The sequence below is a fragment of the Metabacillus sp. Hm71 genome, assembly GCF_051842955.2.
Lineage (GTDB): Bacteria > Bacillota > Bacilli > Bacillales > Bacillaceae > Metabacillus.
This window is the reverse complement of record NZ_CM200278.1, coordinates 5,923,688-5,936,925: the sequence shown is the minus strand read 5'-3', so window position 1 is coordinate 5,936,925 and position 13,238 is coordinate 5,923,688. Positions and strand designations below refer to the sequence as shown.

General features: G+C 38.2%; 9 protein-coding genes. 5 read left to right on the top strand and 4 right to left on the bottom strand.

Annotated features, from left to right (window positions below):
• Positions 1–87: 87 nt before the first annotated feature.
• Complete coding sequence (gene pta / locus ACSVDH_RS28880) at positions 88–1,056, top strand: phosphate acetyltransferase (protein ID WP_439252510.1); 969 nt, start codon at positions 88–90, stop codon at positions 1,054–1,056.
• A gap of 66 nt (positions 1,057–1,122) precedes the next feature.
• Here pta and ACSVDH_RS28875 read toward each other — a convergent pair whose 3' ends face one another.
• From ACSVDH_RS28875 to ACSVDH_RS28860, 4 genes are read right to left on the bottom strand one after another with little or no spacing between them, the layout of a single operon-like run.
• A complete protein-coding gene (locus ACSVDH_RS28875) occupies positions 1,123–2,325 on the bottom strand; it encodes a Ger(x)C family spore germination protein (RefSeq protein WP_439252511.1) in 1,203 nt (400 codons plus the stop codon).
• Positions 2,315–3,409: a spore germination protein gene (locus ACSVDH_RS28870; protein ID WP_439252512.1), complete on the bottom strand. Its 1,095-nt coding sequence runs from the start codon at positions 3,407–3,409 to the stop codon at positions 2,315–2,317. Before ACSVDH_RS28870 ends, ACSVDH_RS28875 begins: the two co-directional genes overlap by 11 nt.
• Positions 3,410–3,441: 32 nt before the next feature.
• Positions 3,442–5,010 carry a spore germination protein gene (locus tag ACSVDH_RS28865; RefSeq protein WP_439252513.1) on the bottom strand — a complete coding sequence of 523 codons (1,569 nt, stop codon included), beginning with the start codon at positions 5,008–5,010 and terminating at the stop codon, positions 3,442–3,444.
• A gap of 5 nt (positions 5,011–5,015) precedes the next feature.
• The gene (locus ACSVDH_RS28860; protein ID WP_439252514.1) at positions 5,016–5,141 is read right to left on the bottom strand and encodes a hypothetical protein; all 126 of its coding nucleotides are present in this window, start codon (positions 5,139–5,141) and stop codon (positions 5,016–5,018) included.
• 182 nt (positions 5,142–5,323) lie between these two features.
• Here ACSVDH_RS28860 and lipL point away from each other — a divergent pair, with 182 nt between their 5' ends.
• The 4 genes from lipL to ACSVDH_RS28840 all read left to right on the top strand — a co-directional run bounded on the left by lipL (position 5,324) and on the right by ACSVDH_RS28840 (position 12,906).
• Positions 5,324–6,181, top strand: a complete 858-nt coding sequence (gene lipL, locus ACSVDH_RS28855) for an octanoyl-[GcvH]:protein N-octanoyltransferase (protein WP_439252515.1) — start codon at positions 5,324–5,326, stop codon at positions 6,179–6,181.
• A gap of 3 nt (positions 6,182–6,184) precedes the next feature.
• Positions 6,185–6,880 carry a copper homeostasis protein CutC gene (locus tag ACSVDH_RS28850; RefSeq protein WP_439252516.1) on the top strand — a complete coding sequence of 232 codons (696 nt, stop codon included), beginning with the start codon at positions 6,185–6,187 and terminating at the stop codon, positions 6,878–6,880.
• A 306-nt stretch (positions 6,881–7,186) separates the two neighbouring features.
• Complete coding sequence (locus ACSVDH_RS28845) at positions 7,187–10,264, top strand: beta-galactosidase (protein WP_439252517.1); 3,078 nt, start codon at positions 7,187–7,189, stop codon at positions 10,262–10,264.
• A 374-nt stretch (positions 10,265–10,638) separates the two neighbouring features.
• Complete coding sequence (locus ACSVDH_RS28840; RefSeq protein WP_439252518.1) at positions 10,639–12,906, top strand: helix-turn-helix domain-containing protein; 2,268 nt, start codon at positions 10,639–10,641, stop codon at positions 12,904–12,906.
• Positions 12,907–13,238: the final 332 nt, after the last annotated feature.

Here is a 13,238-nt window from a genome sequence, read left to right as displayed (position 1 = left end):
TTAAATGTTTTGGGAGGTTTGAATTTAGGAATAAGTAGAGTATTCTAGTTTGTGGAAGCAGTATTTTGAGAATCAAGGAGGGTTTTTATGTCAGATTTATTTGCGACATTAAAGGAAAAAGTGAGCGGACAACAAATTAAAATTGTTTTTCCAGAAGGGTTAGATGACCGAATTTTAACAGCTGTTAATCGTCTTGCGGGTGAAGGTGTTCTGCAGCCAATCCTTATTGGAAACGAGCAAGAGGTACAAAAGAAAGCCAATGAGTTAAACTTAACATTGGACGGTGTTGAGATCTATGATCCAGCTAACTATTCAGAAATGGACGAGCTTGTCGCGTCATTTGTTGAAAGACGTAAAGGGAAAGCAACAGAAGAGGATGCGCGTAAAATATTGTTAGATGAAAATTATTTCGGTACGATGCTAGTCCATGTCGGTAAAGCACATGGTCTTGTAAGCGGTGCGGCACACTCTACAGCTGATACTGTACGTCCGGCGTTGCAAATTATTAAAACAAAGGAAGGAATTAAAAAGACTTCCGGCGTCTTCATTATGGTTCGCGGTGATGAGAAATATGTATTTGCTGATTGTGCGATCAATATTGCGCCAGACAGCCAAGATCTTGCGGAAATTGCTGTTGCGAGTGCGGATACAGCAAAAATGTTCGGTATTGAACCACGAGTTGCTTTGCTAAGCTTTTCAACAAAGGGCTCAGCAAAATCACCTGAAACAGAGAAGGTGGCAGATGCCGTCCAGATCGCCAAAGAGCTTAATCCAAGCTTAACATTGGATGGAGAGTTTCAATTTGATGCAGCATTTGTTCCTTCTGTTGCTGAAAAGAAGGCACCTGGTTCTGTTCTGAAAGGTGATGCAAATGTATTTGTATTCCCAAGTCTGGAAGCTGGAAATATCGGCTACAAAATTGCTCAGCGCTTAGGGAATTTTGAAGCGGTGGGACCTATCCTTCAAGGGTTAAATAAACCGGTTAATGATTTATCACGCGGCTGTAATGCAGAGGATGTTTATAAGTTGGCATTGATAACGGCGGCGCAGGCATAAAACGATTTTATTTCATAAGAAAGGAGGATGTCTCAAAAGGGTCAGCCCCTTCCTGAGGCATCCTCTTTATTTGCTAAATTCTGTAGATCCGTAATCTGTTATCGTTAATTGGACATTATACTTAATTGGTACCTTGCTAAAGGTTTGGTCCCAATCCTTTTTGACCTTCTCCCACATTTGGGGGTAATGTATTCTCAATTGGTTTCCGAAGCCGGCAACGTCCACTTTATAATCTTCTTGCATAAGTTTTAACACATGATCTACTAATGAATTTACCTTTTCTTCAGCTGCTTTTTCAGCATTCTTTAAAAAAGTACTTTTAGATTCTTCTTCTGAAACCATCCAATTTTCAGATATACGCCCCTCAGATTCAATTTTCACATCAAAAGAAATGTTGTTTCCCTTTACATGAGGGATGATTTTACTTTTCATCGTCTCTACTTCATAAAGGATTTGCTGATCAGTCTCTTTATCAAAGGTTTTGACTAAACCGCCTTTTCCCATGCCAGTAATCCATGTTAAGCCTTCCAATTCCTCTTCATTCAAAAATCCTCGAAGCTTTTTACTTTTTGCTTCAATCACTGCTGCCCCTGAAAATTTCACCTCTCCGTTTGTCGAGATCACATTTTGCAACAAAAAGCTGGAACTTGATTGCAGCTTTCCCACTAATTTTGCAAGTGATACCGGAGCTAAAATTTTTGTTGTTCGATATTCATTATCAGAAATGCCAATGAGCCGAAAGGTTGGAATTTCTTCGGGTGCATTTGTTTCCAATGTAACGCTCGCCTGGCCTTTGCTTATAAGCAATAAACAGCTGGGCCTAATCTCATTATCACGGAGAAATTGATCAAGTAATTGTTCTAAACTGTATTTTCGTGCCAGGTTCTCACTTATGACAATGACTTTTAAATGCTGACTGAAAATGGGGCGCTGACTTCTTAATGAAAATTCCCGAGTCATTTGATGGACGGAATCGCCAGTTTCAGAAATATTAATATATGCTTTTTGTTGACCTTTCCCATCACTTTTTGATTCCGCTCCATGTGGATTAACGAATTGATAGGTCAGGGTCAGAATATCCCTTTTGGGGTATAATCCATCCTGTTCCTTGAGCTCTTTCTCTATAGAAGATTCTTTTCCTTGATCTAATGCCAAGCCTACACTTAAGCCGACATCTTCAATTTCATGGCTGCTCCAGCATCCAGTCAGAGAAAGGAAGGGAAAAACAAATAGTACGCTTAAAAGGAAACGAACCTTACTATGCCCCATACTTCCCACCCCTCCATTTTGAAATAATAAGAAGAATCAGAGGAAGCAGACCAAATAAGTACAGTGCAATAGTGCCGATGATATCGCCTAATTTAAATAACTCATCAATACTTTTTGGAATCGTGGAAATGATGTAGATAATCGGAATTAATACATAAATAAAAGGATGAATGCTTTTTTGAAAAAGATGAGCAAGTCCTAGTGCAGCAATATAAAAGGCAATTGTAAAGCTAGTAAAAATCTGCATGATCCAGATTACGAGCAGCAAGGACTCAAACCGCTCAAATATCAAACCAGGTATTTCAAAACTTCGCATAAGATCAATAGTAGGCCATGTTCTTAATATCACTCCGTCGACAGAAAATGCTCCAATGACCATTATTACGGTTATCACGTAAAAGAAGATAGGTATCGATATGCCAACTAATACGGCTTTTACGGCCTTGTTTGGCTTTTGCATAAATGCAATAAGGAAGAGTATGTATTCAACTCCGGTAAAAGCAAGTGTAGTTGTCTTTATGCCTTTTAGTACGGGTATGACTCCTGATCCTAATACTGGGCGTAAATGATCAATTTCAAACAGTTTAAAGCTCATCATCGTAATCAGCAAAAAAAGGATGACAGTGATAGGTAATATAATTTCAAACAGCCTGGCCATCGGATTAATCCCGCCCATGATGAGATAGAGACCCACCCACATGAATGGCATAATAACAGCCCATGAAGGGGTGCCTTCCAACAACAAGAAGCCGGTTACTTCTGCAAGTGCCCTGACTTCAAATGCAGAAACCGTAAAAAAGTAAATAACAAAAATCAGACTAATAAACCGGCCTGCCCATTTTCCGACAATGTCTTGACTATATTGATAAACGGTTTTTTGGGGAAAACGCTGACATAACTTTACCATAATGATTCCTGCTAAAATCGCAATTAACCCGCCCAAAATGACGGATATCCAAACATCTGGCGTTTTCATCTTCTCAACAGAAGTTCTGGGCAAGGTAAGAATCCCTACAGCAAGTATACTATTACTCAGGATAACAGCAACTTGTTGTGTGGTGATTTTTTCCTTTTGATTGATCATTATCGCTGTTTCACATCCTTTCGTTGAGTAAACTATTTGCGTGAGGGATCTTTTGGATGCATCATTTTCGGACGGCGTTTCATCATCTGGAACGGCATACGTACAATAAAATCTTTCCAGTCGCTTAAGCGATATGGAACTGCTGGAGTGATATAAGGTACCCCGAAGCTTTTAAGCCTGACCAAATGGCTGCATAGCAGGAGAAAAAACAAAAGAACCCCGTACAATCCAAATACAGCTGCGAAAAACATAACCACAAAGCGAAGGAATCGCAATGAAATCCCTGTACTGTACTGTGGAATGGCAAAGGAGGAAATAGCGGTAATAGCCACCACAATGACCATGATAGGGCTGACAATCCCTGCTTGTACAGCAGCTTCCCCAATGATAAGACCTCCGACAATCCCAATTGCTGGACCAATCGGTTTAGGCAGTCGCAATCCTGCTTCCCGCATGATTTCAATAGCTAACTCCATAAAAAGTGCTTCGATAAGGGCTGGAAATGGAACGCCTTCCCGCGTTCCAGTAATTGAAATGGCCAACTTGGTCGGGATCAACCCGGGGTGAAACGAAATAAACGAAATATACAAGGAGGGTCCCAATAATGAAATAACCGCTGCACCAAATCGCAATATTCGGATAAGCGTTCCTGGAATCCAGCGTTCATAATAATCTTCCGGTGATTGTAACATCATGCTAAATGTAACCGGTACAATTAAAGCAAAAGGTGTCCCGTCCAGTAAAATTGCCACCCTTCCCTCCATCAGAGCACTTATGACACGGTCTGGGCGCTCCGTACTCTGTACTTGCGGAAATGGACTTAGATAATTATCTTCAATAAGCTGCTCTACGTAACCTGAATCAGCTACATGATCCATCTTTATTTTCTTGATTCTTTTCTTTGCCTCTTCTACTAAATCTGGATCCGCAATCCCGTCCATATAGACAATGACCAGTCCTTTTTTTGCTCGGCTTCCTACCTGAAAATGAATGATGGATAAGCTTTCATTTTTGCCATGGCTTCGTAAAAGGGCGGTATTATCGCTTAACTTTTCATTGAAGCCGATCCGTGGACCTCTTACCAATGCCTCTGATACCGGTTCTTCAAAATTCCGGGCTTTTATATTTGTTGTGGCAAAAATGAAGGCACCAGTCGAGCCATTGATTAATAGTGCAGTCGAGCCGATTAAAACCTCTGATACCACTTCATGAATGTTTTGGACTTCTTTTAAATCACTGATTGAAAGAACATGATTTTTTAAAAACTCTTTTAAGCTATTTTCTTTTATTGCGGATTGTTCTTGTTTATAGTCTTCAGTAAGCTCTGACATCAAAGGTTTCATAATTTGCTTGTTGATGAAATCCTTATCGGATAACCCTTCAACAAAAATAAGCACAGACCTGATGCCGGTACGGCTGATGTGAAACTCTCGAAAGCGGATATCTGAATTGTGGCCGATTTCTTGCTGGATATGTTCCAAATCCGAGTCTATATCCCCTGTCAGTTGACTTATTTCTTCCTGAGAAAACGCAGATTTCTGGTCTTGATCACTTTTAGCGGAAGAATATTGCTTTTTCCGGCTTGATTTTCGCCATTTCATTCTCATCACTCTTCCTCAAACGTACGAACCCAATTGAAAAATCTGGAGATGACAAATGGGACGAATAATGCAATTAATCCCTGAACAAAGATTTTCCAGTCTGGAAGATACGAAACCACCGTTTTCCACATATGACCACCCTCTACCTAGAAACGCTAAGATTTAATCATTATTATTTGCCGTATTTTACTAGGATATGCGGTGAATGAACTCTTTGAGATTTTGATATACAAATAAAACTTCCTCTTATGTAAATTGAAAGTGATATAATGGAGGGGCAAAAATGTAAAAAGTTAAGGGAGAAATACATGGTATGAACCTTTCATCATCAGCGTCATTAATCAGTCAACCTGAGTGGCGTATCATAGATCAATCCAGTCTTGGTCCGCAATTTGAGGCCAAGCACTCATTTGCCATTGATGATACCTTGTGCGCAAGTGTGGGCAAGCATGAATCACAGGCAACTGCCCGGACGTGGGTGCATCACAATACGATCGTTCTTGGGATTCAAGATACAAAGCTTCCGTATTTAGAGGACGGTGTGCAATTCTTGAGAGAACAGGGTTACCATGTCATTGTCCGAAACTCAGGAGGACTTGCAGTCGTATTGGATCAAGATGTCTTAAATATTTCACTAATCTTCCCGGATCAAGAAAAAGGAATTGATATCAATCGCGGGTATGATGCGATGCTCGAATTGATTAAATATATGCTTGGTGACAATGGCGATAAAATTGAAGCTCGTGAGATTGTCGGGTCCTATTGCCCTGGAAGCTATGATCTAAGTATAAACGGCAAGAAATTTGCCGGCATCTCACAGCGGCGGCTGCGCGGCGGGGTGGCGGTGCAAATCTATCTATGTGTATCTGGCAGCGGCAGCGAGCGCGCTGATTTAATCCGCCAATTTTATGAGATTTCTTTAAAAAAGGAACAAACAAAATTTAGTTATCCTAAGATAAACCCTGCTACGATGGCATCGTTAAGTGAATTGCTGCAAATTGATTTAACGGTTGAAAAGCTGCTATATAAGCTATTAACAGCTTTAAAAGAGCACAGTCAGCGGCTGCTGTCTTCATCTTTAACGGCAGGGGAGCAGCTAGTATTCCAGCAAAATCTATTGAGAATGATAGAACGAAATGAAAAGGTTTTTCTAAGGAAGAATGAGGGATAAAGCATGAGCAAAATTGAAGTGATTGTTTTAAATGAGCGTGATGCCCAAATGGCTGAAGCGTATGGAGCGGATCGGCTTGAATTGGTTACAGCCATTGATGAAGGCGGATTAACACCGAGCTATGGAGTCATTAAACGGGTTGTCCATTCTGTCAATATTCCTGTTATGGTGATGATCCGTCCCCACAGCTATACCTTTGTCTATCAGAAGGAAGAATGGGAGGCAATGAGAGAAGATATTAAAATTGTCCGGGAATTAGGAGCAGCAGGAATTGTATTCGGAGCATTAACGGAAGAGGGAACGGTGGATTTTCCTATCCTTGAAATGGCAGTAAAAGAAGCTGGCAGCATGTCGGTTACCTTTCACCGTGCTATTGATGAAGCCATGCCATTAGACATTTATAAATCTCTTTGCGGTTCACATCTTAAGATCAATCAAGTTTTAACCTCTGGGGGTAAGCCTAGCGTAATAGAAGGATTACAAACATTGCGTAATTTGGTGGGGGACTCTGTGACTGACACTGAAAAACCGGTCATTATGCCAGGTTCGGGACTTACTTTGAACAATATTGAATTTATCCATGAAACACTGAGTGCTCCATATTATCATTTTGGCTCAGGGGTGCGAATCAATGGGGATTTTCGTCATACCATTGATGGTAAAATCCTTCAAAAGATTAAAAGGATCGTCAGTAGCTAAGCTTAATGTAGAAATGTAAGGGTCATTAGAAAAATAAAATGATGGTAACTGGTATTGAATCACAAGATTATGAAAATCTTGTGATTTTTTGTTTAGAATTAAAAATTCCTTACTTTAAAAAAGGGGAATATATAGGCTTTTACTTAGTATAAGCTTAATTTGTAAAGGTTTACATATTGCTAAATAATTTACATATTTACAGTTTAAGAGATGGACAGATATTATAGGCAGGAACTATGTAACAATATGTCAATTAAAATCATGTCATTTTAAAAAATTTAAGAGATTATGGGGGGGGTAATATTTATGGGTAATACCGTTATTTTCTATGATTCTAGTTTTCCAATAGATGGCCAAAGACCGGAAAGATCATTTTTTGAAAGCTTTCGCAATGAAATCATCCTTGCAGATGCTCTTTCATTAGCAGAAGTATTAGCAAATAGTGAAGTGGATTGTTTTGTCAATATGCATGGCCCTTATTTTCCAAAAAGTGCTTGGCAAGCAATATATGATCATCTTAAAAGCGGTAAAGGAATTGTCCATATTGGCGGAATTCCGTTTCGGATTCCATGTTATCTGGCCAATGGCAATTGGGAAAAAGAGCGTGTACAAACGGCTTACCATCAGCAATTAAATATTCATGAGGCTTTGCATGTTAAATCCGAACCGATCGCTTTTTTGCAGCATAATGAGGATATTCCTGTGTTCTCAGGTAAAGAGGATCTATTTCCAATTGAGGATACCTGCAATTTTGTGCTGCATGTAACAAAATCCAGTGCAATTGAGGCTGAAATGGGTTCAGTAGGTCCGATGGATGCACGGATATATCCGTTGCTTAAAGGCGTTTCAAAGAGCGGGCGTGAGGTAGCTGCCCCTGGTGTCTTAATTGAAAATACGAGAGGGAAATTCACCGGAGGACGCTGGATTTTCATTAATCAGAAAGTTAATGAACAATTTTGGATAGAAAAAGGCGCAAAGGCTATCGAGGAATTAGCTTTGTTTGCAACAAATGGAGTAACCGAAATGTGGCTGAAAACAAACTATGCCACGTATGATGAAGGGGAACGCCCAAAAGTAACCTATCAATTACAGTCGTTTAAAAACGAGGTTACAGAATGGACATTAACTTTTACTGTTACAAAAAATAAAGAGACAATCTTTTCTAAAACAGAAGCAGTAACTGCATCCCAACAATTGAATGCCCTTTCATTTATATTGCCTATAGATATTATGCCAGGATTGTATGAGCTAACATGCCATGCTGTATCAAGTACTGGTGAAACCCGAATTCTTCATCAAGGTTTTTGGGGAATGGATAAGCAGCTTTTAACAATAGGTGATCCATTAACATGTGATAGAGATTATTTCCAAAAAGATGGGCGCCCGATGCCAATTGTTGGCATGACGTATATGACATCAGATGTTGCCCGATACTTCCTATTCTTACCTAACCCTTATGTATGGGATCGGGATATGGCACAAATGAAGCATGCAGGTATAAATTATATTCGGACAGGAATTTGGACGGCATGGCGCAACATGATGTTTATCGATGGTCATGTTGATGAAAATGTCCTGCGTTCGATTGATGCTTTTATCTTATGTGCGAAAAAGCATGATCTTGAAGTAACGTTTACTTTCTTTTCCTTTACACCGGAAACATGGGAAGGAGAAAACCCATACCTGGACCCGCGAAGTGTTGAGGCGCAAAAACGTTTTATTACGTCAATCGTTTCAAGGCATACCAAAACGAGCAATATTCATTGGGATTTAATTAATGAGCCCTCATTATTTGATCCGAGCCGTACATTCTCAGGCCCTAGATCACTCCATGATAAGCACGATCGTAAAGCATATCGAGAATGGATTAAGAACCGTCATAGCTCTATTCGTGAGCTTCAGGAAAAATGGAACATGACAGAACAGGAATTGCCATCTTTTGATACGATTGAACCACCTGAACCAAGTGAGATCAATTTTGGGATTAAAGATATGCTTTTTGGAAAAAAAGGCTTAAAATGGCTTGATTATACGTTGTATACGATGGATATGCATAACAAATGGGCAAAGGAGCTTACAGATTCGATTAAGCAGTTAGCGCCAAATCAGCTTGTTACGGTTGGACAGGATGAAGCCCTTGGTTCACAGCGGCCATCACCTCTATTTTACAGTGATGCGGTTGATTATACAACGAACCACACATGGTGGCTGCTCGATCAATTAGTCTGGGATGGAATTTTTACGAAAACCCCTGCTAAGCCAAACCTGATTCAGGAAACGGGAATTATGTATGTAGAAAATCCAAATAATCAAGCGAAAAGGAGTGAAGAGGAATTACGTAACATACTTGAAAGAAAATATGCTTATTCCTTTTCGACTGGTGGAGCTGGCGCTGTACAATGGCTCTGGAACACAAATTACTATATGAACAATATTAATGAATCAAATATCGGGGCAATTCGCGCAGACGGTACCGAAAAGCCTGAAACAAATGTTTCTTATGATTTCGGTGCGTTTATAAAAGATACACGTGATTTATTTAAAGACAGGGTGCTGGAAGAAATCGCCGTCGTATTCCCATATTCAAATGATTTTTCAAATCGAAAGCTGGCTTTAGATGCAACAATGAAGCTTACGAGAACATTGGCGTATGAAATGAATACACCTTTTCGCGCATTAAGCGAATATCATCTTGATGCATTAAAAAGCGAAGCGCCAAAGTTGATTGTTATTCCAAGTCCGCACAATTTTAGCAGCAAGGCACTTACACACATTTTGGAAGTTGTAAAAGAACAAGGTATAACACTATTAATTACTGGACCTATTAACTTAGATGAATATTGGCACGATACAAATCGAATGACTGACATCATTGGTTCAACCAGTATTGAAAATATCCTTCGCGAGGAAATGCTTGAAATAAATGACAAACAATATCCAGTTTCATTTGGAGGAGAACGAATTGCTGAAGCGATGAAAGAGGTTTTAATATCTGATCAAAATTCATCTTCAGTAAAGGAATTTTCATATGGGAATGGTGAAGTGATCTGGTGTCCATTGCCTGTTGAACTGAATGATCGAAGTGAACCGATCATCGCATTATATGAATATGTAATAAAAAAAGCCGGCATCCATCATCAACTGGAATGGCGAGAGGGTGATGTGCCTGGGAATTATGGAAGAAAGCTATCTTTTAAAAATGGCTCATTATTTATTTTTGTGTCCGAATTTGCTAAAGATCTGCAAGTGAAAATTAAAGATCTTGAAACAAATAGAACCTATTCCTTTAGGCTTGAATCCGAACGAACGGTTATGTTTTCAACAGATAAAATGGGGAATCTTACTTCTGTTTACCGTCCTGATGAGGTTGAAATAATAAGCTGAAAAGGTTTTTTAGTATCCTTATTTGCAGATAAATGGTGCACAAATAATCAAATAAATGCTATAATAATTAAATATATGCTATACTAATAGTAGAAATCGGCAATAAGCCGGTTTCTTTTATCTTGTTTTCGACAAATACTATTTTTTGATGGAAGCGCTTCCTTTTAGGGCTGAAAAATTTTTAAGTGGGAGATTTACTTCCCCTGCTGAAAACAATAATCGTCTTCCTAATGCTATTATTCTATCTATTTAGCTTTCTGCCAAAAACCTTTATTGCAGAATTTTCAATTATTTCTTTTCCTCTTTTTAAGATTTTAACAAGTGTTCAAATTAGAGGAAAAAAGATTTAGCATAGACATTTAGGGGGTGGAATTGTGTTGCATAAGAGGATCAAATCACGACTATTATATAAATATATCGTCTCCTATCTGCTAGTTTTCCTTGTTCCATTTCTTGCCATGAGCACAATTATTTACTTTCATTCTGTAGCAAGTCTTCGCGATGAAATTGAACAATCCAATATAAATAAACTGGAACAAGTAGAAAAGCTAACAAATGAGCGAATGAAAGAACTAGCAACTCTTGCAGCAAGAATTTCATATGACCCAAGACTTACTCCGTATATGTTCAGTCATGGTTATTACAGTAGTGAAGCAATTGATGAATTAAAAAAATATAAAGCAAACAGTTCGATCATTGAAGAACTATTTGTTTATTATCATGATGATGAGACAATCTATTCCACTAGCGGTTCATATACGATAGATGCTTTAATGCAGAAAAAATATCGGTTTGGTGAATGGGAAAAAGAAGAACTTATTCGTGATTTACATACGAAAATGCCATTTATAAAGCCTGTTAACAATGTAGTGATTAAGAATGAAATCAATGATAAACATGAGAATATGATTGCTTATTTATTTCCGATCGCACCAAACAATCCCAACCCTTATGGCACAGTCATGTATTTTATTGAGGAATCGACGATGACAGATCTGATTCAAAACATATTAGGTGAATCTAGGGGCAATGTATATATTTTCAATGAAAATAATCAAGCTATTGCTTCTGTTATTAATGATGAATCGATTGATTCAGAACAATTGGATTCTCTTCCTTTTAATCATTACGGTGTTGATAATGTTGAATTAAATGGAAAAGATTATTCGATTGTGTCTGTTAAATCAGAGCTAAGCGACTGGAAGTTTATAACATTGATGGAAGCTGATCAGTTTTTTAAAATTTTAGACAATACGACGATCTTGATTTTTGCCATGTTAATTGTCCTTTTAATTGTTGGCTTTGTATTAGCTGTTTTTCTTGGGAAAAATCAATATAAGCCGATTCAAAACTTGTTTGAAATAACAACCAAAGTAAGAAAGAAAACAGCTGATCTGGAAGGCGGAAATGAATTAGAGACCCTTCGCAAGACGATTGCACATGTATTTGAAGACCATCAGATTTTGAATGAAACGATGTATATGCAAAAACCTTTTGCCAGAGTTCAGTTTTTAGTGAAACTATTAAAAGGTGATATAAGTGATGGAAAAGAAATAGATTCATTACTGCATTCGTTAAATATTCAAATGAAGGATGGCCACTACTTTGTGACGATCGTTTATTTTGAAAAAGGAACTTTTAATGAGGATAATTTGGAAGAGCGGGAAAAGGTGTTTAACAGCTTATCAAATATTTCACTAGAAAACGCCACAGCACATGGTATAGATTTATTTTATCATGATGCAATGGCACTAATTGTAAGCATGGATCAAGTAACAAATGATGCTTATAATGAACGTCAAAGGCTTGTGCCGCAGATTCAACAGTATATTCATAAGGTTTGCCTTATTGATCCAACCATTGGGGTGGGGGGGCTTTATGAAGAAAAAAACCGAATAAACCGATCCTATATTGAAGCCCTTGCAACAATAGAATATAAATTTGCAAAGCCACAAGGCAGCATCATCTATTTTGAGGAAATCAGCGTTCAGCCGGAACAGTCACTTGGCTATCCGATAGAAGAACAAATGAAGCTTGTCCAAAGTTTAAAGCAAGGGGACCAGATTGTTGCTGCTGAAACATTGCGCAACATGTTTACAAATCTGGCTGGTAAAGATCTGTCAATCCAAGTGTTAAAATGCATCTGTTTTGATATTATCAATGCAATTGTAAAAACAGTTTCTGAAATGGGATTGAGTAAATATATCCAGGACTTTAATGTCATAGCAGATTTTAATTCGATAGAACAATTGCACAAACAGCTGCACACGTTAGTTTTAACGATATGTGAAGAGGTTGATAGCAAGAAAGAAAGCCATAATGATAAACTGCGAAATGACATTTTGGATTATATTAAAGACAACTATCATATGTGTGAGTTATCTTTGGAAAGTGTAGCGCTTAAATTTCAACTATCTGTATCTTACCTTAGCCGTTTTATTAAAGGACAAACAGGTGTTACATTTACGCAATATTTACAGGATCTCCGCATGGAAGATGTAAAGAGGCAATTAAAAGAAACGGATAAGCCAATTAAAGAAATCGTCGTTCAAGTAGGTTATTTGGATGTCGCAAATTTTACCCGGAAGTTCAAGAAAATAGTAGGAGTAACACCTGGGCAATATCGAAATTTAAACAGGTAATCGAATACATGAATGACTTAAGGCTATGATTTTTATTAATCATGGCCTTTTTCATTTCTCATCGAGTATTAGCGGGTAAAAGCCCTTCCAAACGGGTTTTGTTATAGTAGTAAGTCAGTGTATCCAAAATAGTCTACGAATTTACGAATAAGGAGCTAGTATTGTTTATGATAACTTTTTATCAGTAGTATTTCCCTCGAAATACTACCGAAAAGGCATTTTAGTGAAAATGTAAAGGTATACATATTGAAATAAAATTGACATATTGCAAGAGGTAGTTGCAAAGTGTTGAAATGTAAGCGGGATCATAGTCGTCATTAATATCCTGACAA

What these genes read in the sequence shown, in the direction of transcription:
- pta (WP_439252510.1), top strand. Translation starts at nt 88, where the DNA reads ATGTCAGATTTATTTGCGACATTAAAGGAAAAAGTGAGCGGACAACAA.
- ACSVDH_RS28875 (WP_439252511.1), bottom strand. Translation starts at nt 2,325, where the DNA reads ATGGGGCATAGTAAGGTTCGTTTCCTTTTAAGCGTACTATTTGTTTTT.
- ACSVDH_RS28870 (WP_439252512.1), bottom strand. Translation starts at nt 3,409, where the DNA reads ATGATCAATCAAAAGGAAAAAATCACCACACAACAAGTTGCTGTTATC.
- ACSVDH_RS28865 (WP_439252513.1), bottom strand. Translation starts at nt 5,010, where the DNA reads ATGAAATGGCGAAAATCAAGCCGGAAAAAGCAATATTCTTCCGCTAAA.
- ACSVDH_RS28860 (WP_439252514.1), bottom strand. Translation starts at nt 5,141, where the DNA reads ATGTGGAAAACGGTGGTTTCGTATCTTCCAGACTGGAAAATCTTTGTT.
- lipL (WP_439252515.1), top strand. Translation starts at nt 5,324, where the DNA reads ATGAACCTTTCATCATCAGCGTCATTAATCAGTCAACCTGAGTGGCGT.
- ACSVDH_RS28850 (WP_439252516.1), top strand. Translation starts at nt 6,185, where the DNA reads ATGAGCAAAATTGAAGTGATTGTTTTAAATGAGCGTGATGCCCAAATG.
- ACSVDH_RS28845 (WP_439252517.1), top strand. Translation starts at nt 7,187, where the DNA reads ATGGGTAATACCGTTATTTTCTATGATTCTAGTTTTCCAATAGATGGC.